Genomic DNA, 23,524 nt, shown 5'->3' with positions numbered 1-23,524 from the left:
GTCGGATGACAACCCGCTGGCGGTGAGCCCGGTCACGACGGCGTCCGGGTGGGAAGATCGGCGCCGTGCCCGACACCATCGACGAGATCGACGCGCGGCTGCTCCAGGCGCTGGGGGAGGACCCCAGGTCCACGGCGGTCGCGCTGGCCGAGCGGCTGGGCCTGTCCCGCAACACGGTGCAGGCTCGGCTCGCGCGGCTGGAGCAGCGCGGCGCGCTCCGGTCGTTCGAACGCCGCATCGACCCCGCGCGGCTGGGCTACCCGCTGCGCGCCTTCGTCAACGCGCAGGTCGACCAGCGGCGCCTCGCCGAGATCGCCGAGGCGCTCGCGGAAATCCCCGAGGTCACCGAGGTGTGCGGGCTGACCGGGGCGAGCGACCTGATGGTCCAGGTGGTCGCGGTCGACGCCGACGACCTCTACCGGATCGCCGGGCGGATCCTGGCCTCGCCCGGGGTGGAGCGGACGAACATCTCGCTCGTCATGCGCGAGCTCGTTCCCTACCGCCTGACGCCCCTGCTGGAGCGCGTGCATTCTGCGCACCCGGAGGCCTGAGCCGTCCGGTTCCGGCGTGCATTCTGCTCAGCCGGATCGACATCGGTTGTGCGAAGCGTTCACCAGTGCTGTTCTGGGGGTGCTTCCTGCACGAAAGGTGTCGACGATGACCCAGCCTTCCGCACCCGTTCAGGCGACGGACACGCTCGCCGCGATCGAACGGCGGGTGCTGTGGCTCGCCACCGCGATCGTGCACCAGGCCAACCGCGTCCGGCCGAACCCGTCCGGCCTCAAGGTCGGCGGCCACCAGGCGTCGTGCGCGTCGCTGGTGTCGATCATGACGTCGCTGTGGTTCCGGCACCTGCGGCCCGAGGACCGCGTTTCGGTGAAGCCGCACGCGTCGCCGGTGCTCCACGCGATCAACTACCTGCTCGGCGAGCTGGACGAGGCCTACCTGCCGACGCTGCGCGAGTTCGGCGGCCTGCAGAGCTACCCCAGCCGCGCCAAGGACCCCGACCCCGTCGACTACTCGACCGGCTCGGTCGGCATCGGCGCGACCGCCCCGATCTGGGGCGCGCTGGCCCGCCGCTACCTGACCGCCCGCGGCTCGGCGGCGGGCACCGGCCGCCAGTACTCGCTGGTCGGCGACGCCGAGCTGGACGAAGGCGCGATCTGGGAAGCCATCCTCGACCCGGGTGTCGCGGAGCTGGGCGAGATCGTCTGGATCGTCGACCTCAACCGCCAGTCGCTCGACCGCGTCGTCCCGAACATCGCGGCCGGACGGCTGCAGGGCATGTTCGACGCGGCCGGCTGGCAGGTGCTGACGCTGAAGTACGGGCGGCTGCTGGAAGAGCTGTTCACCCGCCCCGGCGGTGCGGAGCTGCGCACGCGGATCGACGAGATGCCGAACCCGGAGTACCAGCGGCTGCTGCGCTGCGACGCCGCCCAGGTGCGCGACCGGTTGCCTGCGGGCAACGCCGCGCTGGCTTCGCTGGTGGCTTCCCTGGACGACGAGACGCTGCTGGCCGCGATCCGGAACCTCGGCGGCCACGACCTCGGCTCGCTCGACGAGGTCTTCGCGTCCATTTCGGACAGCCGGCCGACGGTGATCTTCTGCTACACCGTCAAGGGCCGCGGTCTCCCGACGCAGGGGCACCCGCAGAACCACTCCTCGCTGCTGACCGTCGCGCAGATGGAGGAGCTGGCGTCGTCGCTGGGGACCGACCTCGGGTCGCCGTGGGAGCGCTTCGCGTCGGAGTCGCGCGAAGCTGCGTTGTGCACGGAAGTCGCTTCGCGCCTTCGCCGTCAGGACATCCCTTCGCTGCCTTCGCTGGACCTGCCGTCCGACATCGGGCGGACGCCGTCCGGGACGGCCACGACGCAGGCGGCGCTGGGCCGCGTCCTGCTCGACCTGACGCGCGAAGCGCCCGAAGCGGCGAAGCGCGTTGTGACGGTCAGCCCCGACGTCAGCTCGACGACCAACCTCGGCGGCTGGGTCAACAAGGTCGGCGTCTGGTCGGCCACCGAGCGCCACGACTGGTTCGAAGACGACCCCGAAACGATCATGCACTGGCGGGAGAAGCCGACCGGCCAGCACGTCGAGCTGGGCATCGCCGAAACGAACCTGGTCGGCCTGCTGGGCGAGCTCGGCGCCACCTGGAGCCGCTGGGGCGAGCCGCTCCTGCCGATCGGCGTCATGTACGACCCGTTCGTCGAGCGCGCGCTGGAGCCGTGGTCGTTCGGTATCTACGCGGGCGGCCAGTCGATCCTGATCGGCACGCCGTCCGGCGTCACGCTCGCCCCGGAAGGCGGCGCGCACCAGTCGATCACCACGCCGTCGATCGGGATCGAGCAGCCCGGCTGCGTCAGCTACGAACCGGCGTTCGCGATCGACACCGAGTGGACGCTGCTGGCGGCGCTCGCCCGGCTCGGCAAGCCGGGCGGCACGTCGTCGTACTTCCGGCTCTCGACGCGCCCGGTCGACCAGACGCTCGCCGCGGTGCCGACCGACCCGGCGGCGCGCGAACGCCGCCGCCGTCAGGTCGTCGCGGGCGCGTACCTGCTGCGGCGCGCTTCGGAGCCGGCGGTGACCCTGGCGGCGATGGGCGCGCTGGTCCCGGACACCCTGGCGGCGGCCGAGCGGCTGGCCCAGGTCGGCGTCGAGGCCGACGTCGTCTGCGTGACCAGTCCCGGCCTGCTGTTCGAGGCGCAGCAGGCGCGGTCGGGCCGGGGCGGCGGCGAGTCGTGGATCCTCGACCAGGTCTTCCCGGCGTCGCGGGCGAAGCCGCTGGTCACGGTCCTCGACGGCCACCCGCACACGCTGGCGTTCCTGGCCGGGATCAACCGGGTCCCGTCGGTCGCGCTGGGCGTGACCGGCTTCGGGCAGTCAGGCTCGTTGGAGGACGTGTACCGCTACCACGGCATCGACACCGACGCGATCATCCGGGCCGCGCTGGACGTGACCGCTTAGGCGAAGGTGGCGCCCGCGAGCAGAGCGTCCATCTTCGCGTCCCAGCCGGGGAAGGACCCGTACTGGACGACCAGGATCTTGCTCGTCGGCAGCCACCACATCCGGACCTGGTTGTTCTGCGTCGCGTCCTCGCAGGTGACCTGCCAGCGGCCGTACTCGGCCTTCTTGGTGCCGATCGGCGCGAAGCCGGAGTCGAGCAGGGTGCTGCCGGTGGCGACGGCGGCCTGGCCGGGCGGCGACGCGGCCGTGATGCACGTCGGCACGTCCGTGCCGGTGTACCAGCCGAAGGGCCGCTTCGCGCTCGGGAGGTTGATCGGCGCGTTGGGGTCCGACGTCGCTTCGCGCAGATCCAGCAGCCGCGCTTCGCAAACCGTCGTGCCTTCGGCGATGCAGCCGTCGAGCAGGCCGTCCTGGCTGTGCTCGGTGTAGGTCGCGCCCACCGGCAAGGTCACGCGCATCGTCCCGACGGCCACCTGCGGCCCGGCGGCCGTCGTCACCGTCGGGACGGGCTGCGCCTGCCCGGCGGTCGATGTGCTGCAGGCCGCGGTGCTCAAGACCACCGCGAGGACCAGGACGCTGTGCCGGAAGGACACGGGCTCACCTCTTTCGTCGGACCTCGGACGCCCGGGCGGCCCGTCCGGTTTCACCGTAAGGGCCGCCCGGGCGTCGCGGATCAGGCGGCCGCGGTCGCGGTCAGCGAGACGTAGCCGGCCTGCAGCTGCGCGAACGCCTCGAGCGCGAACCCGGCGAGCTGGTCGACCGTGGTCGAGTTCTGCAGCAGCAGCCGCGCCTGGTTCAGCCGGACCGCGGAGAGCAGCGGCTTTTCCGAGTACACGATGCTGACGCTGGTGCCGCCCGCCGCCTTCACGTCGACCTGGATGTCCTGGTACACCCCGGTCAGCTTCGAGGTGATCTTGGCCAGGAGCTGCTGGACGCTGACCGCCGCGGTCAACGCGGCGATGATGGTGACGATCGCCTTCGTGTCGACGAAGAGCGAACTCACCTTCGGCGTCGTCCACTTGCCGCCGCTGTAGAGCCGGGTCGCCGAGTTCGCCTCGGTGAGGTCGATCTCGACCGCGTTGGACCGCGCGGTGCTGAACATCGTGCTGGTGGCGATCTTCTGCTCGAACCAGACCTGCACGCACTCCACCGGGGTCAGCAGGTCGGAGCCGGTGACGATGGCCTTCTCGGCCACGTAGATCGGGCTCGTCGAGCTGCTGCCGTCGAGGTTGGTCGAGAACGCGCACAGCCCGGGGTGGATCGCGCCGTAGTCGTTGACCAGCGTGATGCCGGTCGCCGGGCCGCCCGAGGAGGCTTCCCCGAGCACGCCGCTCGAGTCGAGCACCGATTCGTCACCGAGGCCGATCGGGACCCGGTTCGTCGAGACGTGCACCTTCACGTCGCCCGAGAACTCGTTGCTGCCGAACAGCTGGTACAGCGGCTGCCACGAGAAGGTGTTGTCGACGAGGTACTTGTCGGCCGACTGCCACACCACGTTGTAGGTGTCGTTCACCTTCTTCGCGAAGCACAGCTGGTAGCCGTTCGTCTTCAGGGTTTCCAGGTCGTCCGGGGCGATCTGGATCTCGACGCTCTTGACCTGTCCGTTCGGCATGGCTTCCGCTCCTCGGTTCGTTCCGGCGGGCCGGTGCGGCCCTCGGCACCGACCTTCCGGGGCCGCCGTCGCGCGGGCGTCGGTCCCGTGTGCCGCGCGCCGTCGGGCGTCACACGATGGGCTAAACCGGAGCGGACCAGTGCCGTTGGGCCATTGGCGGCCCGCGGTGGCCGGCGGCCGCGAAGTCCGGCGACGCGCCGTCGCACCGCGCTCCCGTCCGGGTGACCGGCCGAGCCCGCACGACTGAGGGGCGCCCGGGCGGGCGCGGCCGTTCGGACGCGGCGTGAGGGAACGGGGAGACGCCCCGGAGACACCGCCGGTGCCATGCTCGGAGATCGGCGGACGACGACGGCGCCAGACGAGGGGACCGCGATGGACGAGGGCGACAGATCCGGCCCGGAACTGCTGCTGCTGGGCCGGTTCGAGCTGGCGGAAGGCGGCGAGCGGATCGCGCTGCCGCGGTCGGCGCAGCGCCTGCTGGCGTTCCTGGCGGTGCGCGACGGCGCCGCGGTGCACCGCAACGCGGCGGCGGAGCAGCTGTGGCCGGAGAGCCGCCGCGAGCGCGCGGCCGCCAACCTGCGTCAGGCGCTGTGGCACGTCCGGCGGTCCACGGCGGCCCCGGTCGTCGAGACCCCGGTCGAGCACCTGCGGCTGGCCCCGGCTCTCCCGGTCGACTTCCGCGGCGCCCTCGACGCGGCCCACCGCGTCGTCGGCGCCGTGGGCCGGCCGGCACCGGAGGGACTCGTCGACGCGCTGTCCCGCGACCTGCTGCCCGACTGGACCGAGGAGTGGCTCGCCCCGGAGCGCCGGCGCTGGGAGCAGGTCCGCCTGCACGCGCTGGAGGCGGTCGCCCAGCGCCTGATCACGGCCGGCGCGCACCTGGCGGCGCTGGAAGCGGCGTTCACCGCGATCGGCATCGACCCGGTCCGGGAAAGCGCTCACCGCACGGTGATCGCGGCCCACCTGGCCCAGGGCAACGGCGGCTCGGCGCTGCGGCACTACCAGCACTACCGCGCGTTGCTGCACCGCGAGCTGGGCGTCCGCCCGTCACCGCACATGACGAGGCTGGTCGCGGCGCAAGTGGCACCGTGACGGGTCGTCAGGGGTGGCTGGGCAGCACGGCCGAGAACTCGGTCACCGGGCCCGCCCGGTCACCGCCGAACGCGGCCCGCAGTTCGGCCATCTCCGGCAGCGTCGTCCGCCCGGAGACGAACAGCGCCGCGAGCCGGGGCAGCGGCCGGCCGAGGTCGAGCAGCCGGCGGACCTGCCCGGCGTCGAGTTCCAGCACGCGCAGGCCGGGAAGGTCGGCGACCGGGCCGAGATCGGGCACCACCGAGCCGGTGAGCTGCAGCCGTGTCAGCCGCGGCAGAGTGCGCAGCACCGCCAGGTCGAGGGGCTCCTGGACACCTTCGAACCCCAGGTCCCACAGCGCCGGGTGCGCGGCGAGCCCGGCGAGGTCGACGCTTCCGGCCTCGATCCGCACCGACTCCAGCGCACCGAGCCCGCCGATCGACGCGGTGACGGCGGCGGCGCGGTTGACGCTCAGCCGCCGCAGCGACGTCAGCGGATCGAACACGGCCAGGTCGACGTCGGCGGCGTCGTTCAGGTAGACCTCCTGAACCAGCTCCCGGTCGGGCAGCTGAGCCACCACCGACGGCAGGTCCAGTTCGGCCGCCTTCGAGATCACCTCGTTGTACGACCGCTCGGCGCCCTCGCGGAGATCCGTCTCCGCGAACAGGTACTGCTCGCCCGGGTCCACGAAACGCCCGGCCCGCAGGGCGGTCACGACCTCGGTCAGCATGGCGGTGATCGACGTCGCCACGTAGCGCAGCGGGCCGTAGATGTCGCGGCCGTACTCGAGGACCTGGCCGGCGTGGCCCCGCGCGGCGGGGTCCGTGTCGACCGCGACGTAGTTCATCGCCCGGTCCCCGCCGAAGGTGATCCACCAGTCGTTGCGCGACAAGCGTTTCACGTGGTCGAAGGGCACGGTCTCGAACACGACGCCGTCGTCGTCCAGCGCGTCTTCCCAGCCGTAGGAACCGGGTGCGCCTTCGAGGTAGGTGCCGACGACGTGGTCGAGCGGGTCGTGGGAGTAGGGCCCGAGCAGGCCGGTCTCGTGCGGATCGCCGTCCGCCACCAGGTACAGCGCCCGCAGGTCCTCGGGCAGCCGGACGCCCATGCGCGCCTCCGCCTCGGCCAGCTCCGCTTCGGTCTTCCCCGCGGGCCAGCGGGGAGCCGTGCCCTTGATGCGGGTGTAGGCCTCGGCGTACTCGCCGGTGAGCCGGAAGACCTCGGCGCGCACCCGCGGATCCGTCGGCGCGCCGGTCGGTTCGGCGGCCGCGGGGCGCGGCAGCCCCGGCAACGGGTGCCCGGGGTAGCGGAAGTCCAGGTCGAAGACGAGCTGCCCGGGCGAGACGGCCGTGATGTCCGGCCGGGCGGTGACGCGATAGGCGCCCGTGACGTCGAGCCGCACTTCCAGCACGGCGGGCGGCAGCTCGAACAGGCGACGCGCGATCGGCGCGTAGTCGACGCGAAGGCTGTCCCGCGCGTCACTCCACGCCGTGCACGAGACGGACCCGCCGGTGTGCCGCAGCTGGAGCGTGGCCTGCGTCCAGCCGATGCCCGCGCCCGCGCGCAGGCTTTCGGCCATCGCTTCGGCGATGCCGGCGTATCCGCCGTCCCCCGGGTTCATGCCGCGAGGCTACCGAGCCGGGTGTGACCCGGCGGACACCTGGCCGGGGCGGGCCGGGCGGGGGTTTCGGGCCGTGGGACACTTGACCGGTTATGACTGCCCTCCCGCTCGTTTTCGACGCCCCCAAGCGCGGCCTCCCGCCGCGCCACCTCGCCGACCTTTCGGTGGCCGAGCGCGCCGCCGCCGTGGCCGAGCTGGGGGAGAAGCCGTTCCGGGCGAAGCAGCTGTCGAACCACTACTTCTCCCGCCTGACGGTCGACCCGGCGGAGATGACCGACATCCCAGCCGCGTCCCGCTCCCGGCTCGTCGAGTCGTTGATGCCGACGCTGCTGACCGAGGTCCGCGCCCTGGCGGCCGACGACGGCGCGACCCGCAAGACGCTGTGGCGCGCGCACGACGGCACGCTCCTGGAGAGCGTCCTGATGCGCTACCCCGACCGCGCGACGCTGTGCATCTCGAGCCAGGCCGGCTGCGGCATGGCCTGCCCGTTCTGCGCGACCGGCCAGGGCGGCCTCGACCGGAACCTGTCGACGGCGGAGATCGTGGACCAGGTCCGCTCCGCGGCGGCGGTCATGCGCGACGGCACGATGCCCGGTGGCCCTGGCCGGCTGTCGAACATCGTCTTCATGGGGATGGGCGAGCCGCTGGCCAACTACAAGCGCGTGGTGGCGGCGGTCCGCCGGATCACGGATCCCGCTCCGGGTGGTCTCGGAATCGGCCAGCGTTCGGTGACGGTGTCGACGGTGGGTCTCGCGCCGGCGATCCGGAAGCTGGCGGACGAGAAGATGCAGGTGCGGCTGGCGGTTTCGCTGCACACGCCGGACGACGAGCTGCGCGACACGCTGGTGCCGGTGAACGAGCGCTGGTCGGTGGACGAGGTCTTGTCGGCGGCGCGGTACTACGCGGACACGTCGGGTCGGCGGGTGTCGATCGAGTACGCGTTGATCCGGGACATCAATGATCAGCCGTGGCGGGCGGAGCTGCTGGCTCGCCGGTTGCGGAAGCACCTGGGTCAGCTCGTGCACGTGAACGTGATCCCGCTGAACCCGACTCCGGGCAGCAAGTGGGACGCGTCCCCGAAGCCGGTGGAGCGGGAGTTCGTGCGGCTGGTGAACGCCGGCGGAGTAGCGTGCACGGTGCGGGACACCCGCGGCCAGGAGATCGCCGCCGCCTGTGGGCAGCTTGCTGCCGAGGGCTGAGTTTCCCTTTCAGTGATGGAGAGTTTGTCGTGATGTATGCCCCCAGCCTGCTCGACCCGGCTGCGGAGTCGTTGAAGCTCGCGGATTTCGTCGGTGCGACGGACGTCGCCCGGGAAGCCCGCACACTGCTGGGTGACCGGTTCAGCTCGGTGACGTTCATGTACGTCCTGATGCGAGCCTTCGAGGTGGAGTACACGGCCGCCTGCGACGCGGCCCGCTGGCACGAGTTCCACGGCGGCCCGCGGGCGCTGTCGGACGCCGATCTGGAGAAGCTGCTCGCTCCCTGGCTCGCCCGCTGACCCTGGTTCAGCTGATCCGGTAGAGGTGCCCGCTCTGGACGGCGAGCGCCATGAGTGTTTGGGGTGTCTCGCCCCGAGGCCTGTTACTCGTGCCATCGCACTCGACGGCCTCGCTCTCAAAAGACTGGAGAAGAACTTCGTGGGCGCTGCCGGGTTCCGATCCGCGGCGCCTCGGATTGGGCCAGTCAGCTTGCGATGTCGACTGCCTAGACTCTCGGCCATGACCGACCTGCTGATCTACACCGGACCGGCCGTCGCCGAAGCCGAGGTGACACGCACCGGCGGCGTCCCCTCGGCGCCCGCGGACTTCGGCTGGCCCCGCTGCGCCGCCTGCGAGGGACCGATGAAGTTCCTGGCTCAGGTCGTGCTCGACGCTTCGAGGATCCTGTCGATCTTCTTGTGCCAGAACGATCCCGGTCTGTGCGACGAGTGGGACCCGGTATCGGGCGGTAATCGTGCCCTGCTGTTCCGGCGCGGTGACCTCGTCCCCGCCCTCGTGCCGGACGGGGATGAGACGCAGCTCGCGGAGGTGTGCGGCATCGAGGTAAAACCGGTCGATGCCGACGGCTACGACGAAGCGCGCGGTAAGTGGTCAGCCGAGACGGGCCGTCCCGAGGCCGAGATCCTCGGCATGGTGGGCGGCGCACCGGCGTGGCTGCAGAACGACGAGACCCCGGTGTGTCCGGTTTGCGCGACAGTGATGGAGTTCGTCGCGCAACTCGAGGAAGGCCGCGACCACAGCATCAACTTCGGCAGCGGGTGCGGGTACGCGTTCGTCTGTCGTGCCTGCGAGCAGGGCAGGTTCCTCTTCCAGTGTTGATCACCGAGCCGCGGGCAGATCGTCCATCGGTGTGGTCGCGGCTAGTTCGCCGACCTGGTCCCGCTCGGCACGATGGGCTCGAACCGTTCGTCGACGAGCCGCGGCACACGTTGCTACCGCTGAACAACCGCTGGTCGTTTGACGAGGTGCTTTCGGCTGCGCGGTACTACGCCGACACCTCTGGGTGGAGGAACTCGATCGAGTACGCCCTGAGCCGGGCGTCAACGATCAACCGTGGCGGCGGAGTTGCTGGCGAAGCGGTTGTGGAAGCACTGGGTCGGTTTGTGCATGTGAAGGTGATTATTTGGACCCGACGCCGGGTCGGAAGTGAAATGCGTCGTCGAGAAGCCGGTGGAGTGGGAGTTCGTGCGCGTGGTTGACGCGGGCGGTGTCGCGTGCACGGTCTGGAACACCCGGGGGCAGGAGAGCGCTGCCCGCCGCGGCGCGTGGTGGAGACTCGGGAGGCGATCCAAGATCTTCCAGGTCATGTTGACCCTGCCACCCATGGAGAGTGTCGGCTACCAGCGGCTCCTGCGCACGCTTGTCGGGACCCGCGCCGCCCAGTCGGCAGCGGTCGGTCGCGAGCAGGCTACCGGCGCCGTCACCGTGCCGCCGCGCGCTTTCGCGGCCTGTGCCGCCGTGAGCGGCAGGCCCGTGATTCCGCCGCCGGTGACCGTGCCCGCCTGGTCGGTGACGAGGACGCAGTCCGGCTGGGCGCCGTCCACGACGGCCCAGTGAGCTCGCCTCGGTGGACTACGCCAACGGTTCTTCGCTCGCCGCCTCCGGGAAAGACAACGCGGCTCGCCTGCTGTCCCTCGATTGGTCGCGGAGTACGCATCAAACATTCCCGGGCCCATCGGCGCGGTGGCCAGCGGCGTCGCAGCCGTTGGCAATGCAGTTCGAGGCAACTGGCAAGCGGCCCTCCAGTTCGCCGCATCGGCCGTAAGAAGTTCAACGGCACCAAGAATCGTGTCTCGATCGAGAACAACGCCGGAAAGTGGCATTACGACCTGGCGGGCAGAGCGCACGGTGGGGTGAAAACCCCGCACAAGGTCTGGCACCCCAGAAACCATCGTTCGCCCAGTGGCTGCGGCAAACCCCAGAAGCGGGCTCACAGTATGTCGTGGCGAGACATGTACCGTGTCTACCGGCACATACGCTGAAGGGTGAGCACCACATGAAGTTTTCGGGACTGAGACCACTCGACCCCGGGCGCGGAACCATTGACGTCCACGTGCCGGGTTTCGGCGATGTCGACCTGCGGAACGACTGTGATGTCGTCGACGTTGTGCTTAGGTTGACGCCGAGCGACTCGACGCTGCGGCTGATATTCGAAAGCGTGAGGCACAACTCCAAGATTCTGATCGAATTTCTCGACGTTCGGCTTCTGGAAGGGGAGTATGAACCACTGGGATCGGTGCTCGAAGAGGATAGGACACTTTTCGAGGATTTGATGTATTGGCTGAATGATGACGCCGAAGGATTCTCGGTCGAGACGGCAGTGGCTCACTTGGTCTTCGGGTGTTCGGAGGTTACGGTCACTGCGGCAACGATGTAGTGAAGGTTCCGATCCCGCTGCGCACGCGCTGCCGTGCGCAGCGGATCAACCGAATCTTTGGAAGATTGATGTTCGCCCGCGAAGGAGCCCAGAGGATGAGCATGACGCGCGTCACATCGCCGATCTGTTGGCGGCCTGAGCTGACCCACGGGGTCACGGAGTTCCGAACGTCGTGAGGCCGTCCCGGATCAGGGTGGCCCCACCTCAAGCGGTGACCGTGCGTAGCGATTCGGAAAGCGCTACCAGTTCGCGGGCGTCGTCGTCAAGACCGCCGCCTTCGGGGACGGCGACCGGCATCCCTTCGTCCGGGACCGGGTCACGGCGGGCGTGCGCGCGCAACGCTTCGGCGAGCCGTGAGGCCAGTGACCCGCCGGGTGGTAGCTGGGCGAGGTACGGGCTGATCCGGACCAGCCCGTCGCGGCATTCGATGACGCGCCGGTAATACCGGCGGTGCACGCCGAACACGCTCAGCGCGTCGCGCCACGGACTCGGCGCGGTGCGGCTCAGCGCGTCCTCCGGGAACGCCTCGTGCAGGCGTGTCCACAGTGGACCGAGGCGGTGGTAGGTGCGCAGGTGCCGCCACCACACGCGGGTCGCGGCCAGCCGGGTGGCGACGCCGGGGTAGGACAGGCCGACCACGAGCAGGATCGCGCTCGGGAACACCAGGAAGACCGTGGCCTGCACCAGCAGCGCGGGGATCGCCGCGCCCGCCCAGTGCACCAGCACGACCGCGACCAGCGTCGCCCCGCCCACCGCGCCGAAGGCGAAGCCGACTGACGCCACCAGCAGTCCGCGCGCGAGCCGGGGTGCGGCTCCCCGCGCGTAGCGGCGCGCGAGGAAGCACGCGCTCGCGATGCCGTAGGTGAGGTACAGGTCGGCCGCGAGGTAGAAGACCGAGACGCCGGCCCGCGGGTACGTCTCGGGCGGACCGCCGGGCATGAGCAGCGCGACGACCGCCATCACGAGGACCACCGCGCCCAGCGGCACCGCTTCCCACCACGCCCGCCGCCGGGCCCGGTCGGCCGGCAGCGCCGAGAACAGGAAGAAGCAGACGAGGGCGTAGACGAGCCCGCAGAGGAAGATGTGCTGGAACAGCAGCGGCACGATCGCCCCGGGCGTGGGCTGGTTGACGTCGCCCGCGAGGAGGCCGAACGGGTACGACGCCGCGAAGCAGGCCAGGCAGGCGGTGACCATCCAGCGTGCGACGTCCTCCGGCGCCCGGCTGAGCTGGTAGAGCTTCCACAGCAGGGCGGGGTAGAGGATCACGCCTTGGACGACGAGCAGCGCGACTTTGCTGTTCACAGCCACCCCAGCCGTTCGCCCAGCGCGTTTTCGATCCGCTGCGCGGTGTGCTCGTCCGACGCCTCCGGCGCGACCAGGTCCAGCACGGAGGCCCACTCCAGGATGATCGTCGCGACCGTCTCGGCTTCCCGCTCGTGGTCGGTGTCGTAGGAAGTCCGCAGCAGCGCCCGCCGCACCGGCTCGGGCGTCAGGTCCGGGGGCGGCCCCGGCGGCGTCAGGCTGTCGACGAGGCTGTCGTCCTCCGCGGTGGCGTGGTGGCCGGCCAGCATGTGGCCCAGTTCGTGCAGGATGATGTGGCTCTGGTGGGCTTTGCTCGTGTCCCGCTGGTAGATGATGTAGTCGGCCCGCTCGGTGGCGATCCACGCCCCGAACGGCCCGGGCACCGGAATCCGGTGCGCGATCAACCGGATCGGCCGCCCCCGCTGCTCCCCGACACTCCGGCACAGCCCGCCGACGTCGAGCGGCGGCCGGATGCCCAGTTCGTTCAGCAACCGCCGGCAGCGGCGACGCAACTCGCGTTCCCTCATCGGCCACCCTGCTGTCGGTGTGCGTGCGCTCGCTCTGCGAAGTATCACAGATGGTAGTGATCATCCCGAGGTGCGCGGCAAGTACCAGGCTTCTGCCAGCGCCGTGTGCGCCGGCTGCCAGCGGCGCCCGACAAGCTCTGGAACGTAATTCCAGAGACCGAAGGAGCCGCCATGCGTACGCCAGTCACCATCATCGGCGCCGGGCTCGGGGGACTCACCCTCGCCCGCGTCCTCCACGTCCACGGGATCGAAGCCGTCGTCTACGAGGCCGAAGCGTCGCCGATGGCGCGGATGCAGGGCGGCATGCTCGACATCCACGACTACAACGGCCAGCTCGCCGTCGAGGCCGCCGGGCTGGTGGCCGGGTTCCGCGGGCTGATCCTCGAAGGGCGTCAGGCGATGCGCGTCCTCGACTCGACCGGGAAGCTCCTGTTCGAGAAGGCCGACGACGGCACCGGCGGCCGGCCCGAGGTGCAGCGGGGTGAACTGCGGCAGCTGCTGCTCGACTCGCTGCCGGCCGGGACTGTCCACTGGGGACACAAGGTCGCCGAAGTCCGGGCCGGGAACCAGGTCGTCTTCGCCGACGGCAACAGCGTCGAAGCCGATCTGCTCGTCGGGGCGGACGGGGCCTGGTCGCGGGTGCGGCCGCTGCTGACCGCGGCGACGCCCGAGTACGCCGGCACCGCCTTCGCCGAGACCTACCTCTTCGACGCCGACACCCGGCACGCTGCCACGGCGAAGGCGGTCGGGGGCGGGTCGATGTTCGTCAACGGGCCCACGCCTGGGCAGGGGATCAACGCGCACCGGGAAAGCGGGGACACCCTGCACGCCTACGTCGAGCTCGTCCGGCCGCTGGAGTGGTTCGACGCCATCGACTTCACCGATCCCGCCGCGGCGGCCGCCCGGCTCGCCGCGGAGTTCGACGGCTGGGCGCCGGAGCTCACCGCGCTGCTCACCGACGCCGATTCCGGGCCGGTCCTGCGTCCGTACCACACGCTGCCGATCGGGGTGCGGTGGGAGCGCGTGCCGGGTGTCACCCTCGTCGGCGACGCCGCTCACCTCACCGCGCCGAACGGCGAAGGCGCCAACCTGGCCATGCTCGACGGCGCCGAGCTCGGGCAGGCGCTCGCCGCGCACCCCGGCGACGTCGAGGCCGCGCTCGCTCAGTACGAGGAGGCGATGTTCACCCGCAGCGCGAACCCCGTCGACGAGGCCGTCCTCATCGAGAGCGTGTTCGGCGGCGAGATCCCCGAGGAGCTGGCCGGCCTGTTCGACGAGCTCAAGCCCGGGGACTAGCGCGACGGCGGCGGCCCGCCCGGGCCGCCGCCCGCGGCCGGGGTCGTCGTGGTGTCGACGCCGACCTTCAGCGTCACCGTGTAGCCGCTGGTGACGTCGCCGGTCACGGTTGCCAGCTGCAGTGCGCCGCTGTCGTCGCCGAAGACGTTGTCGCTGCTCAAGCTCACCTTCTTCAGGTTCGAGACGGACTGCTCGTACCCGGCTTGCGCGTAGACCGCTTCGCAGACGTTCTGCGGCAGCGCGACCTGGGACGTCGCGATCGCCTTCGTGCTGTCGGTGATCGACGCCTGGTCCGGGTAGACCTCGAAGTGGATGTGCGGCCAGCGGCCGTCGTAGCAGGCGGGGAAGACGCTGGTGTACCGCACGCGGCCGTCGGCGTCCGCGAGCTGGACGCCACGCAGGTAGTTCTCGTTCTGGATCCCTTGCGAATAAAGCGAATACCGGCCTTCGCGATCGCAGTGCCAGACGTAGACGGCGACCCCGGCGAACGGCGAACCGCCCTTGGCCAGGTCCGCGACCACCAGCTCCAGCGTCATCGGGACGCCCTCGGCGGTGCCGCTGCCGGTGCCGAAGCTGGACCGGATGTCCGCGCGGACGACGCCGCTCTGCTCCAGCACGTCGGGCCCGTTGGAGCCGTCGCCCGGGTACGGTCCGGCGGTCTCGTCCGGGATCTCGCCGGACGCCGTCGCCGCGGCCGTCGAGGACGTGGTGGTGGCCGACGTCCCGCAGGCGGTCAGCACGGCACCGGCCGCGCCGATCCCGAGGAATCGCAGCGCCCGCCTTCGGCTGAGCAGGGTACCGATGTCGAAGCCGAGACCCTGGTCGACGACCTCGTCACGCGGCCGGGGCAGCGGGCGGCCTTCGTAGGTGGGGTTCATGACGTCCACCTTGCCGCCGCAACGTTGCTCCGCCTTGTGTGGAAGCTGTGCGATTCCTATGGATCGTCCCCGATGGGCGGTTCTACGACTTGGCCGGGGTCGCCGCGGTGCTCGCACTGGCCCTGCCGGATAGTGACTCAGGTCACAGTAGGCTGCTCGGGAAAATGTCGAACACCGCGCGCGGCCGATCGACGCGGGGGTGAAGGCCGGTCATCGCGTCCGGAAGGGATACCGGACCCCGGCCAGGAAGACCAGGGAGCAAGACCATGCGTTTCCTCATGATGCACCGGATCGACGAGAGCGACCCGCAGGCGTGGAACCCCAGCCCGGAGTTCATCGAGAAGATGGGCGCGTTCATCCAGGAGTCGGCGGAGAAGGGCATCCTGATCACGGCCGAGGGCGTGCACAAGACGGACAAGGGCGCGCTGGTCCGCAAGCCGCGCGGCGCCGCGATCCGCGTCACCGACGGCCCGTTCGCCGAGGCCAAGGAGGTCATCGGCGGGTTCGCGCTGATCAACGCCGCCGACCGCGCGGAAGCCGTCGAGTTCGCCCGTCGTTACGTCGAGTTGTTCGACCTGGAGATCGAGGTGGAGGTCCGGCAGGTCGTCGAGTTCGAGGACCTGCAGCAGGGCTGACGTCGGCCCCGGGCAGTTCTCGGCATGGGAAAATCTTCGGCGAGGGTGTCCAACGCGGCGCCGGCCGTTCGTAGTGGTCGCGTACGGCAACCGAGCCACTGGAGGATCCCGTGAAGTACATGCTGCTGATCAACGCCGCGACCGACGCCGACGGCCAGGCCGTCTCGCAGTGCACCTTCGAGGACTGGCAGGTCTACGACAAGTCGGTCAAGGACGCCGGCATCTTCGTCACCGGCCACTCGCTGGCCGACCTGACCACCGCGACCACGGTCCGGGTCGACGACCGCGGCGAGCGGGTCGTCACCGACGGCCCGTTCGCCGAGTCGCGGGAGGTGCTCGGCGGCTACTACGTCATCGACGTGCCGGACCTCGACATCGCCCTCGACTGGGCGGCGCGGTGCCCGGGTGCCCGCGACGGCGGGTCGATGGTGGTCCGCCCGGTCGCGTCGTTCGAGGACTGACCGTGGGGGAGGAGCGGGCGGCCGCTTCGTCCGACGAGGGTTTCGGGGGCTCCGGGTGGCGGAGCCCCCGGCCCGGCGCGGAGCCCCGGCTGACTCTGGCGGCGGTGTTCCGGGAGGAGCGCGGGCTGCTGCTGGCCGCGCTCGTGCGCCGGTTCGGCGACCTCGACCTGGCCGAGGAGGTGACGTCGGAGGCGATCGAGGCCGCGCTGGTGCACTGGCCGGCCGAGGGCGTGCCGCCGAAGCCGGGGGCCTGGCTGATGACGACGGCGCGGCGCAAGGCGGTCGACCGGCTGCGCCGTGACCAGGCCTACGCGGCCCGGCTCGCCGTCATGCAGGTCGAGGCCGACCGCGCGGCGCCCGCTCCTGCGCCCGACGGCGAATTGCCGGACGAGCGGCTCCAGTTGTTCTTCACGTGCGCGCACCCGGCGTTGCCCGCGGAGGACCGCGCGGCGCTGACGTTGCGCTGCCTCGCGGGCCTGACGACCCCCGAGGTGGCGCGCGCGTTCCTGGTGCCGAGCGCGACGATGGGGAAGCGGATCGTCCGCGCGAAGAACCGGATCCGCACGCTGCGGATCCCGTTCCGCGTGCCGGACCCCGCCGAGCTGCCCGGCCGGCTGCCGGGCGTACTCCAGGTCGTGTACTCGATCTTCACCGAGGGGTACGCGGCGAGTTCGGGACCGGACCTGCAGCGCCTCGACCTGGCGGAAGAGGCGATCCGGCTGGCCCGGATCCTGCGCCGCCTCCTGCCCGGCGAACGCGAGGTCACCGGGTTGCTGGCCCTGATGCTGCTGATCCACGCCCGCCGCGACGCGCGCACCGGCCCGGACGGGGACCTGGTGCTGCTCGACGCCCAGGACCGCACCCGCTGGGACCGCGCGCTGATCGACGAGGGAACCCCGCTGGTCGAGCTCGCGCTGACCGGCGGCCCACCCGGCCTGTACGGCGTCCAGGCGGCGATCGCGGCCCTGCACGACGAAGCCCCGGACGTGGCGACGACGGACTGGCCCCAGATCGTCGCGTTGTACGACGTCCTGCGTGGCCTGGCCCCGTCCCCGGTGGTGGACCTGAACCGAGCGGTGGCGGTGGCGATGCGCGACGGCCCGGCGGCGGGGCTGGCGCTGCTCGACGCGTTGGCTTCGGAGCCCCGGCTACGCGAGTACAGCCCGTTCCCGGCGGCTCGCGGCGACCTGCTGAGTCGCCTGGGCCGCCACCCCGAAGCGGCGGCGGCGTATCGCGACGCTCTCGCCCTGGCCGGCACCGAGCCCGAGCGCGCCCACCTGCGCCGCCGCCTCGCCGAGGTCGCCGGTCCGTGAATGCGGCCGTCACGGGCTCGCCTGATGTCTTGAATGAGTCATTCAGGTCGCCGGACGTCCTGAATGACTCATTCAAGACGTCCCGGGGGCCGACTTCGCCGGAACTGTCGGTGCCCGCCGGTAGAATGGACACCGGGGGCCGGAGGCCTACGCAGCCGCCCGCAGCGCCGTGACGGCGGGGGCGAACATCGTCGCCTTGATCGCGCCCAGCGTGCCGCGGTCCTTGCCCGCCAGCGCGCGCACCCGCTCGGAAGCCACCTTCACCAGTTCGGACTCGCTCGCGATTTCGTCCACCAGGCCGGTTTCCAGCGCATCGGCGCCCCCGAACCGGCGTCCCGTCGTCATCGAAGCGATCGCCGCCGCCGGGGTGAGCTTGCCCTGGATCAGCGCCGCCATCCCCGGCGTGAACGGGATGTTGATGTCCGCCTCCGGGAAGCAGAAATACCCTCGATCGGCGCGCATCACGCGGAAGTCGTGCGCCATCGCCAGCATCGCGCCCGCGCCGAACGCGTGGCCGTTGACCGCCGCCACCGTCGGGACCGGCAGCGTCAGCACCCGCGCGAACAGCTCCTGCACGTCGGTGACGTACTGCTGGGCCTGGTCGCCGTGCGCGGTCAGCCACTCCAGGTCGAGGCCGTTCGAGTAGAACTTCCCGCCGCCGGTGGTGACCAGCGCGCCTTCCACACCGTCCAAAAAGGAATGGACGCGCTGCAGCCAGTCGGGGGAGAAGCGGTTTTCGTCGTCGCCGAGGTCGAGCACGGAAACGGTCACGGTCGGTCCTTTTCTCGCGGTGGCACGGTCAGCACGGCTCGCACGGCGGCGGCGAGCCGCTCCCGCACCAGTGGATCGGTGAGGTCGCGCCGGAAGAACGCGGTCGGCAGGTCGACGACGCAGGTGGTGACGACTTCGACGGCCAGGCCGTCGCCGCGGTCCCAGAGCAGCCGCGCGAGCCGCACCAGCAGTGCGACCAGCCGTTTGTCCAGCGCGTGCAGGGTGTCGGCGAGCTCGTCGGGCAGTTCGGGCCCGAAGAGGCGGTCGCCACGGACTTTGAGCAGCATCCGGGCCGCGTCGGGACGCTGGTCGGCGAACAGCGCGGGAGTGCCGGCGGCCGCGACGACGGCCTCCACGGGAGTCGCCGCCGCGTCCACCTGCGCGGTCTGCAGGTCGAGGAACGCCGTCGCCGCACGCACCCAGACCCGGGCGAGCAGCTCGCTGAGCGAGCCGAACGCGTGGTAGATCGTGCCGTTCGGCACGCCCGCGGCCGTCGCCAGCCCGCGCACGGTCACGTTTTCGTACCCCGCAGACGCGACGAGCCGTTCGGCGACGTCGAGCAGCGCGTCGAGGTCGTGGACACGGGGGCGGGGCATGCCGCGACCGTAACAGAACGTCTGCTCCAAAACCAGCGCGGTAAGCTCCGCGGCGTGGAGATCTGGGTCAACCCGGCGTGCGCGAAGTGCCGGTCCGCGGTGTCGATGCTCGACGATGCGGGCGCGAAGTACACCGTGCGCCGCTACCTCGAAGACCCGCCGACGGCGGCGGAACTCACCGGCGTGCTCGAGCGCCTCGGCCTCGAACCGTGGGACATCACGCGCACGGCCGAGCCGATCGCGAAGGAGCTCGGCCTCAAGACGTGGGGCCGCACGCCCGACGACCGGTCCCGCTGGATCGACGCGCTGGCCGAGCACCCGAAGCTGATCCAGCGGCCGATCATCACCGCCGACGACGGCACGACCGTCGTCGCCCGCGACCCCGAAACGGTTCGCTCGGTCCTCTAAGGAATCGAGTCCGTCTTCGCCAGCAGCGGCACGTCGAGCGGCACCGTCTCCGGGTACTTGATCCCGGCGCCGGTGTTGAGCACGACGACGTCTTCGTCGCCCTCGAGCCACCCGGACTCGCGAAGGTGCCGCAGCGCGGCGAAGCACGCTCCGCCTTCTGGGCAGACGAAGGTGCCTTCGCGCTCGGCGAGTTCCCGTTGCGCGGCAAGGAGTTCTTCGTCGGTGACGGCGACCGCGGTCCCACCGGTCTCGTAAACCGCGTCCAGCACGAGGAAATCACCCAGGGCCTTGGGCACGGTGATGCCGAACGCGACCGTCCGCGCGTCGGGGAACGGCTCGCTTTCGCGCGCGCCGCGTTCGAACGCGGACACGATCGGCGCGCACCCGGTCGCCTGCACCGCGACGAGTTTCGGCAGCTCGCCGGTCACCCAGCCCAGCTCCCGCATCTCCAGCAGTGCCTTGTGGATGCCGATGATCCCGACGCCGCCGCCGGTGGGGTAGAGGATGACGTCCGGCAGCCGCCAGCCGAACTGCTCGGCGATCTCGTACCCCATCGTCTTCTTGCCTTCGATGCGGTACGGCTCCTTCAACGTCGAGACGTCCTGCACGCCGGGACGTCGCGGGACCGCGGCGGCGATGAGCTTGCCCGCGTCGCCGATGAGACCGTCCACCCGGTACAGCTCGGCGCCCGCGGCAACGCACTCGCGCATGGTGATCGCGGGGGCGTCGTCCGGCATCGCGATCAGGCTCGTCAGCCCCGCGCGCGCCGCGTACAACGCCCACGCCGCGCCGGCGTTGCCGTTCGTCGGCATCGCGATCCCGCGCACGCCGAGTTCGGCCGCCCGCGAGACGCCGACGGCGGCGCCGCGTGCCTTGAACGTGCCGGTCGGGACCAGGCCTTCGTCCTTCATCCACAGCCGCGAAAGCCCCAGCTCACGGCCGTAGCGCGGCAGCCGCAGCAACGGCGTCATGCCTTCGCCGAGGCTGACGGCGTGCTCGGGCGAGCGCACCGGCAGGACCTCGTGGTAGCGCCACAGCGTCGGCTCGCGGCCGCCGATCTCCTTCGGCGTCACGGCTTCGCGGACACCGTCGAGGTCGTACCGCGCGAGCAGCGGCGCGCCCGACGGCGAAAGCCCTTGGACGGCGTCGGCGTCGAAGCGCTCGCCGGTCCGGGAGCAGTCGAGGTGGCTGAGGAACGAGTACGGCACGGCGCCTCCGGTCAGAAACGGCGGGTGAACGGGAGTGGCTTGCGCATCCGGACCAGCAGCAGGAGCGGCACCAGGACGTAGGGCAGGTTGAAGGCGAGGAACTTCGCCGGGTTGCCGGTGCGGGTGGCCGGGTCGCCGAAGAACTCGACGCCGAACACGACGATCCCGGTCAGCGTGACGATCATCGTCGCGTAGACCACCGACGGCAGCTGGATCCAGTTCTGGCCGGTGAGCAGCGCGAAGACGAGCACGACGTAGAACGGCAGGTAGACGAACGCCGAGAGCCCGGTGACGATCCGCATCCAGTCCGGCGGGTGCATGAACAGCGGGTCGGCGTCGTGGGCGTACCAGTAGTTGGAGTCGACGAAGAAGTTGCCCGTCGGCTTCGAGAAGTCGACGCCGACGGTCGGCAGCAGGTCGCTGATCAGCGACGTCACCGTGAAGGCCGAGAACAGCACCGCGAAGAAGACGTCGATCTTCCGTTCCCGCAGCGGCAGGTTCATGCCGCCGATCTTAAGTCCTATTGTGAGGGCATGGACGCGCTGCGGGTCTGCCTGTACGTCTTCGCCGGGGTGACGCTCGGCACCTGGCTGGCTTCCGTGCTGACCAGGGAGTACTCCTGGGTGGACCGGATCTGGTCGATCGTCCCGGTCGTCTACCTGGCGATCTTCGCCGGCGCCGCCGGGTTCGCCGACGCCCGGCTGAACGTGATGTTCGCGCTCGTCACCTTGTGGGGGATCCGGCTGACGTTCAACTTCGCCCGGAAGGGTGGTTACGCCCCCGGCGGCGAGGACTACCGGTGGGCGGTGCTGCGCGAACGGATGGCGCCGTGGCAGTTCCAGGTGTTCAACTTCTTCTTCATCTCGCTGTACCAGAACGCGATCCTGCTGCTGATCACGCTGCCGGCGTTGACCGCTTACGAGCACCGGGGCTCGTTCGGGGTGGCGGACGTCGTCGTCGCGGTGGTTTTCCTGGCGTTCCTGGTCGGGGAGACGATCGCGGACCAGCAGCAGTGGGTGTTCCACCGCGAGAAGCACGCGGGCCGCGCGCCGACGCGGTTCCTGCAGAGCGGGCTGTTCCGGTATTCGCGGCACCCGAACTTCTTCTTCGAGCAGGCGCAGTGGTGGGTGATCGCGGTGTTCGGGATCGTCGCCGGCGGTCTGCAGTGGACGGTCATCGGAGCGGTGTTGCTCACGCTGTTGTTCGTCGGCTCGACGAAGTTCACCGAGAGCATCACGCTGAGCCGGTACTCCGAGTACGCGGACTACCAGCGGCGGACGTCCGCGGTGGTCCCGTGGCCGGCTCGCGGATGACGCTCGTCGGTGCCCTGCAGCTCGGGACCGGGGTTCCGGTCGAGCGGATCTTGACTTTCGAGGACGAAATCCGGGGCACCTCGCTGGTGGTCCTGCCCGAAGCGGTCCTCGGCGGGTACCCGGGCCGGGTGCCGTTCGCGGACTACTTCGGCGCGTCGGTGACGGTCCCCGGGCCGGAGACCACCGCGCTGGCCGGGCTTTCGGCCCGGACGGGCGCCTCGCTGGTCGCCGGCGTGATCGAGCGCGACGGCTCGACGCTGTACAGCACGGCGGTGTTCCTCGACCCGGCGCTGGGCTTGGTCGCCAAGCACCGCAAGCTGGTCCCGACCGCCCGCGAGCGCCTGGCCTGGGGCCGCGGCGACGGCTCGACCCTCCCGGCCGTCCCGACGGCGGCGGGCCTGGCGGGCGCGGCGATCTGCTGGGAGAACCACATGCCGCTGTTCCGCGCGGCGATGTACGCGAAAGGCGTGGAGATCTGGTGCGCCCCGACGGCGGACGACCGCGACGTCTGGCAGGCGTCGATGCGCCACATCGCGGACGAGGGCCGGTGTTTCGTGATTTCGGCGTGCCCGTACGAGACTTCGGGCGACGACCCGTTCCGCGGCGGCAGCGTGATCGTCGGCCCACTGGGCGACGTGCTGGCCGGGCCGCTGCGGGACGCGGAGGGCCTGATCACGGCGGAGATCGACCGGAAGGACGTTGTGACGGCGCGGCAGAGCCTCGACGTGTCGGGGCATTACGCGCGCCCGGACGTCTTCTCGCTGACGGTGGACGAGCGCCCCCGGGACGGCGTCACCTTCCTGAGGTGACACCGCCCCGGAGGGGCTCACACCGCCAGGCGGCCGCCGTCCACCGGGAGGATTGCGCCCTGGATGAAGCTGGCCTTGTCCGCCACCAGGAACGCGATCGCCGCCGCGATCTCGGACGGTGCCGCCACTCGGCCCGCCGGGCCCGCTGAGGCCAGCTCGTCCAGGCCGTCGCCGAAGACCGCTGTGCCCTCGGTGCGGGTCGGGCCCGGGCTGACCGCGTTGACGCGGACACCGGACGGGCCGAACTCCGCCGCCCACGCCTTCGTCAGCAGCTCCACCGACGCCTTCGACGAGCCGTACAGCGCCATGCCCGTCATGCCCCGCGTCGCCACCATCGTGGACACGTTGACGATCGCGCCGTGACCTCGGGCGGCCATCTCCGGGGCCAGTTCGGCGACGAGGAAGAACGGCACCTTCACGTTCGTCGTGTAGACGCGGTCGAAGTCGGCCTCGGTCAGCGACGCCGTCGGGCCGGTGGGGAAGATGCCGGCGTTGTTCACCAGCACGTCGACGTGCCCGCCGACTTCCCGCGCCCGGTCGGCGAGCGCCTTCGCCGATGCCGCGTCCGTCAGGTCGGCCGCCACGAAGTCGGCTTTGCCGCCCGCTTCCCGGATGGCCGAGACGACCTCGGCGCCGCGCCCGGCGTCCCGGCCGGACAGGACGACGTGGGCGCCGAGCCCGGCCAGCGCGATCGCCGTCGCGCGGCCGATGCCGCTCGTCCCGCCGGTCACCAGTGCCGTCGACCCGGACAGTTCCGTACTCATCGCTCAACTCCTCCGCGACCGGGGTGTTTCCCCGTTCACGGAGTTCAAGCGCGGCAACGGAAAAAGACTTCCGGAAGCGCGTTCGGCGCTGCTTATGCCCGC

26 protein-coding genes are annotated in these 23,524 nt (G+C 70.9%); 15 read left to right on the top strand and 11 right to left on the bottom strand.

The window, feature by feature from the left end; genetic code table 11:
• Window positions 1-65: 65 nt before the first annotated feature.
• Together SD460_RS40030 and SD460_RS40025 are read left to right on the top strand one after the other, a co-directional pair.
• Window positions 66-551: an Lrp/AsnC family transcriptional regulator gene (locus tag SD460_RS40030; RefSeq protein WP_247012954.1), complete on the top strand. Its 486-nt coding sequence runs from the start codon at window positions 66-68 to the stop codon at window positions 549-551.
• 106 nt (window positions 552-657) lie between these two features.
• Window positions 658-2,961 carry a transketolase-like TK C-terminal-containing protein gene (locus tag SD460_RS40025; protein WP_318307525.1) on the top strand — a complete coding sequence of 768 codons (2,304 nt, stop codon included), beginning with the start codon at window positions 658-660 and terminating at the stop codon, window positions 2,959-2,961.
• Here SD460_RS40025 and SD460_RS40020 read toward each other — a convergent pair.
• Both SD460_RS40020 and SD460_RS40015 read right to left on the bottom strand, forming a co-directional pair.
• The gene (locus SD460_RS40020; RefSeq protein ID WP_290058814.1) at window positions 2,958-3,554 is read right to left on the bottom strand and encodes a hypothetical protein; all 597 of its coding nucleotides are present in this window, start codon (window positions 3,552-3,554) and stop codon (window positions 2,958-2,960) included. The two genes, SD460_RS40025 and SD460_RS40020, sit on opposite strands and share 4 nt — an antisense overlap.
• 80 nt (window positions 3,555-3,634) lie before the next feature.
• Entirely contained in the window at window positions 3,635-4,573 is a 939-nt protein-coding gene (locus tag SD460_RS40015; protein WP_290058815.1) for a hypothetical protein, read from the bottom strand.
• A gap of 372 nt (window positions 4,574-4,945) precedes the next feature.
• Here SD460_RS40015 and SD460_RS40010 point away from each other — a divergent pair, with 372 nt between their 5' ends.
• A complete protein-coding gene (locus tag SD460_RS40010) occupies window positions 4,946-5,665 on the top strand; it encodes an AfsR/SARP family transcriptional regulator (RefSeq protein WP_318307524.1) in 720 nt (239 codons plus the stop codon).
• A gap of 7 nt (window positions 5,666-5,672) precedes the next feature.
• Here SD460_RS40010 and SD460_RS40005 read toward each other — a convergent pair whose 3' ends face one another.
• Window positions 5,673-7,265 (bottom strand): SMI1/KNR4 family protein, encoded by a 1,593-nt coding sequence (locus tag SD460_RS40005; RefSeq protein ID WP_290058817.1) that lies wholly within the window; start codon window positions 7,263-7,265, stop codon window positions 5,673-5,675.
• Window positions 7,266-7,357: 92 nt separating this feature from the next.
• Between SD460_RS40005 and rlmN the strand changes: the two genes are divergently transcribed.
• The 5 genes from rlmN (at window position 7,358) to SD460_RS39980 (ending at window position 11,141) form a co-directional block, all read left to right on the top strand.
• A complete protein-coding gene (gene rlmN, locus SD460_RS40000) occupies window positions 7,358-8,464 on the top strand; it encodes a dual-specificity RNA methyltransferase RlmN (RefSeq protein WP_290058818.1) in 1,107 nt (368 codons plus the stop codon).
• Window positions 8,465-8,496: 32 nt separating this feature from the next.
• On the top strand, window positions 8,497-8,763 hold the full coding sequence (locus tag SD460_RS39995; protein ID WP_290058829.1) for a hypothetical protein: 267 nt from the start codon (window positions 8,497-8,499) through the stop codon (window positions 8,761-8,763).
• A 220-nt stretch (window positions 8,764-8,983) separates the two neighbouring features.
• The gene (locus SD460_RS39990) at window positions 8,984-9,583 is read left to right on the top strand and encodes a YwqG family protein (protein WP_290058819.1); all 600 of its coding nucleotides are present in this window, start codon (window positions 8,984-8,986) and stop codon (window positions 9,581-9,583) included.
• 327 nt (window positions 9,584-9,910) lie between these two features.
• Window positions 9,911-10,321 (top strand): hypothetical protein, encoded by a 411-nt coding sequence (locus SD460_RS47100; protein WP_290058820.1) that lies wholly within the window; start codon window positions 9,911-9,913, stop codon window positions 10,319-10,321.
• 439 nt (window positions 10,322-10,760) lie between these two features.
• Complete coding sequence (locus SD460_RS39980; RefSeq protein WP_290058821.1) at window positions 10,761-11,141, top strand: hypothetical protein; 381 nt, start codon at window positions 10,761-10,763, stop codon at window positions 11,139-11,141.
• Window positions 11,142-11,345: 204 nt separating this feature from the next.
• On the opposite strand, the gene SD460_RS39975 is transcribed toward SD460_RS39980, so the two are convergent.
• Entirely contained in the window at window positions 11,346-12,443 is a 1,098-nt protein-coding gene (locus SD460_RS39975; RefSeq protein WP_290058822.1) for an MAB_1171c family putative transporter, read from the bottom strand.
• Entirely contained in the window at window positions 12,440-12,970 is a 531-nt protein-coding gene (locus SD460_RS39970) for a hypothetical protein (RefSeq protein WP_290058823.1), read from the bottom strand. The genes SD460_RS39975 and SD460_RS39970 overlap by 4 nt, the downstream gene beginning before the upstream one ends.
• A gap of 171 nt (window positions 12,971-13,141) precedes the next feature.
• On the opposite strand from SD460_RS39970, the gene SD460_RS39965 reads away from it, so the two are divergent.
• Window positions 13,142-14,266, top strand: a complete 1,125-nt coding sequence (locus SD460_RS39965) for an FAD-dependent oxidoreductase (RefSeq protein ID WP_318307523.1) — start codon at window positions 13,142-13,144, stop codon at window positions 14,264-14,266.
• On the opposite strand, the gene SD460_RS39960 is transcribed toward SD460_RS39965, so the two are convergent.
• A complete protein-coding gene (locus SD460_RS39960; protein ID WP_318307522.1) occupies window positions 14,263-15,144 on the bottom strand; it encodes an intradiol ring-cleavage dioxygenase in 882 nt (293 codons plus the stop codon). The genes SD460_RS39965 and SD460_RS39960 overlap by 4 nt on opposite strands.
• A 266-nt stretch (window positions 15,145-15,410) precedes the next feature.
• Between SD460_RS39960 and SD460_RS39955 the strand changes: the two genes are divergently transcribed.
• From SD460_RS39955 to SD460_RS39945, 3 genes are all read left to right on the top strand, one after another.
• Window positions 15,411-15,779: a YciI family protein gene (locus SD460_RS39955; protein ID WP_290058827.1), complete on the top strand. Its 369-nt coding sequence runs from the start codon at window positions 15,411-15,413 to the stop codon at window positions 15,777-15,779.
• Between the two features lie 110 nt (window positions 15,780-15,889).
• Window positions 15,890-16,240 (top strand): YciI family protein, encoded by a 351-nt coding sequence (locus tag SD460_RS39950; protein WP_318307521.1) that lies wholly within the window; start codon window positions 15,890-15,892, stop codon window positions 16,238-16,240.
• 104 nt (window positions 16,241-16,344) lie between these two features.
• Window positions 16,345-17,553: an RNA polymerase sigma factor gene (locus SD460_RS39945; RefSeq protein WP_290056855.1), complete on the top strand. Its 1,209-nt coding sequence runs from the start codon at window positions 16,345-16,347 to the stop codon at window positions 17,551-17,553.
• A 147-nt stretch (window positions 17,554-17,700) separates the two neighbouring features.
• On the opposite strand, the gene SD460_RS39940 is transcribed toward SD460_RS39945, so the two are convergent.
• Both SD460_RS39940 and SD460_RS39935 read right to left on the bottom strand, forming a co-directional pair.
• Entirely contained in the window at window positions 17,701-18,324 is a 624-nt protein-coding gene (locus SD460_RS39940) for an enoyl-CoA hydratase/isomerase family protein (protein ID WP_290056856.1), read from the bottom strand.
• Complete coding sequence (locus SD460_RS39935; RefSeq protein WP_290056857.1) at window positions 18,321-18,920, bottom strand: TetR/AcrR family transcriptional regulator; 600 nt, start codon at window positions 18,918-18,920, stop codon at window positions 18,321-18,323. The genes SD460_RS39940 and SD460_RS39935 overlap by 4 nt, the downstream gene beginning before the upstream one ends.
• A 54-nt stretch (window positions 18,921-18,974) precedes the next feature.
• Here SD460_RS39935 and SD460_RS39930 point away from each other — a divergent pair, with 54 nt between their 5' ends.
• Window positions 18,975-19,328, top strand: a complete 354-nt coding sequence (locus SD460_RS39930) for an arsenate reductase family protein (RefSeq protein ID WP_290056858.1) — start codon at window positions 18,975-18,977, stop codon at window positions 19,326-19,328.
• Here the strand turns inward: SD460_RS39930 and SD460_RS39925 are convergent.
• The gene (locus SD460_RS39925) at window positions 19,325-20,536 is read right to left on the bottom strand and encodes a threonine synthase (RefSeq protein WP_290056859.1); all 1,212 of its coding nucleotides are present in this window, start codon (window positions 20,534-20,536) and stop codon (window positions 19,325-19,327) included. The genes SD460_RS39930 and SD460_RS39925 overlap by 4 nt on opposite strands.
• Before the next feature lie 11 nt (window positions 20,537-20,547).
• Window positions 20,548-21,039: an EXPERA domain-containing protein gene (locus SD460_RS39920; protein ID WP_290056860.1), complete on the bottom strand. Its 492-nt coding sequence runs from the start codon at window positions 21,037-21,039 to the stop codon at window positions 20,548-20,550.
• Between the two features lie 30 nt (window positions 21,040-21,069).
• Here SD460_RS39920 and SD460_RS39915 point away from each other — a divergent pair, with 30 nt between their 5' ends.
• A complete protein-coding gene (locus tag SD460_RS39915; RefSeq protein ID WP_290056862.1) occupies window positions 21,070-21,849 on the top strand; it encodes a DUF1295 domain-containing protein in 780 nt (259 codons plus the stop codon).
• Complete coding sequence (locus SD460_RS39910) at window positions 21,831-22,658, top strand: carbon-nitrogen hydrolase family protein (RefSeq protein WP_290056864.1); 828 nt, start codon at window positions 21,831-21,833, stop codon at window positions 22,656-22,658. Before SD460_RS39915 ends, SD460_RS39910 begins: the two co-directional genes overlap by 19 nt.
• Window positions 22,659-22,675: 17 nt before the next feature.
• On the opposite strand, the gene SD460_RS39905 is transcribed toward SD460_RS39910, so the two are convergent.
• A complete protein-coding gene (locus SD460_RS39905; protein WP_290056865.1) occupies window positions 22,676-23,422 on the bottom strand; it encodes an SDR family NAD(P)-dependent oxidoreductase in 747 nt (248 codons plus the stop codon).
• Between the last annotated feature and the right edge of the window lie 102 nt (window positions 23,423-23,524).

It is taken from the genome of Amycolatopsis solani (genome assembly GCF_033441515.1).
GTDB classification, from domain to species: domain Bacteria; phylum Actinomycetota; class Actinomycetes; order Mycobacteriales; family Pseudonocardiaceae; genus Amycolatopsis; species Amycolatopsis solani.
Note: the sequence above shows the minus strand (reverse complement) of the source record. Positions and strands in the feature narration are given on the sequence as shown.

What these genes read in the sequence shown, in the direction of transcription:
- SD460_RS40025 (WP_318307525.1), top strand. Translation starts at nt 658, where the DNA reads ATGACCCAGCCTTCCGCACCCGTTCAGGCGACGGACACGCTCGCCGCG.
- SD460_RS40015 (WP_290058815.1), bottom strand. Translation starts at nt 4,573, where the DNA reads ATGCCGAACGGACAGGTCAAGAGCGTCGAGATCCAGATCGCCCCGGAC.
- SD460_RS40010 (WP_318307524.1), top strand. Translation starts at nt 4,946, where the DNA reads ATGGACGAGGGCGACAGATCCGGCCCGGAACTGCTGCTGCTGGGCCGG.
- SD460_RS40005 (WP_290058817.1), bottom strand. Translation starts at nt 7,265, where the DNA reads ATGAACCCGGGGGACGGCGGATACGCCGGCATCGCCGAAGCGATGGCC.
- rlmN (WP_290058818.1), top strand. Translation starts at nt 7,358, where the DNA reads ATGACTGCCCTCCCGCTCGTTTTCGACGCCCCCAAGCGCGGCCTCCCG.
- SD460_RS39995 (WP_290058829.1), top strand. Translation starts at nt 8,497, where the DNA reads ATGTATGCCCCCAGCCTGCTCGACCCGGCTGCGGAGTCGTTGAAGCTC.
- SD460_RS39990 (WP_290058819.1), top strand. Translation starts at nt 8,984, where the DNA reads ATGACCGACCTGCTGATCTACACCGGACCGGCCGTCGCCGAAGCCGAG.
- SD460_RS39980 (WP_290058821.1), top strand. Translation starts at nt 10,761, where the DNA reads ATGAAGTTTTCGGGACTGAGACCACTCGACCCCGGGCGCGGAACCATT.
- SD460_RS39970 (WP_290058823.1), bottom strand. Translation starts at nt 12,970, where the DNA reads ATGAGGGAACGCGAGTTGCGTCGCCGCTGCCGGCGGTTGCTGAACGAA.
- SD460_RS39965 (WP_318307523.1), top strand. Translation starts at nt 13,142, where the DNA reads ATGCGTACGCCAGTCACCATCATCGGCGCCGGGCTCGGGGGACTCACC.
- SD460_RS39960 (WP_318307522.1), bottom strand. Translation starts at nt 15,144, where the DNA reads ATGAACCCCACCTACGAAGGCCGCCCGCTGCCCCGGCCGCGTGACGAG.
- SD460_RS39955 (WP_290058827.1), top strand. Translation starts at nt 15,411, where the DNA reads ATGCGTTTCCTCATGATGCACCGGATCGACGAGAGCGACCCGCAGGCG.
- SD460_RS39935 (WP_290056857.1), bottom strand. Translation starts at nt 18,920, where the DNA reads ATGCCCCGCCCCCGTGTCCACGACCTCGACGCGCTGCTCGACGTCGCC.
- SD460_RS39920 (WP_290056860.1), bottom strand. Translation starts at nt 21,039, where the DNA reads ATGAACCTGCCGCTGCGGGAACGGAAGATCGACGTCTTCTTCGCGGTG.
- SD460_RS39915 (WP_290056862.1), top strand. Translation starts at nt 21,070, where the DNA reads ATGGACGCGCTGCGGGTCTGCCTGTACGTCTTCGCCGGGGTGACGCTC.
- SD460_RS39905 (WP_290056865.1), bottom strand. Translation starts at nt 23,422, where the DNA reads ATGAGTACGGAACTGTCCGGGTCGACGGCACTGGTGACCGGCGGGACG.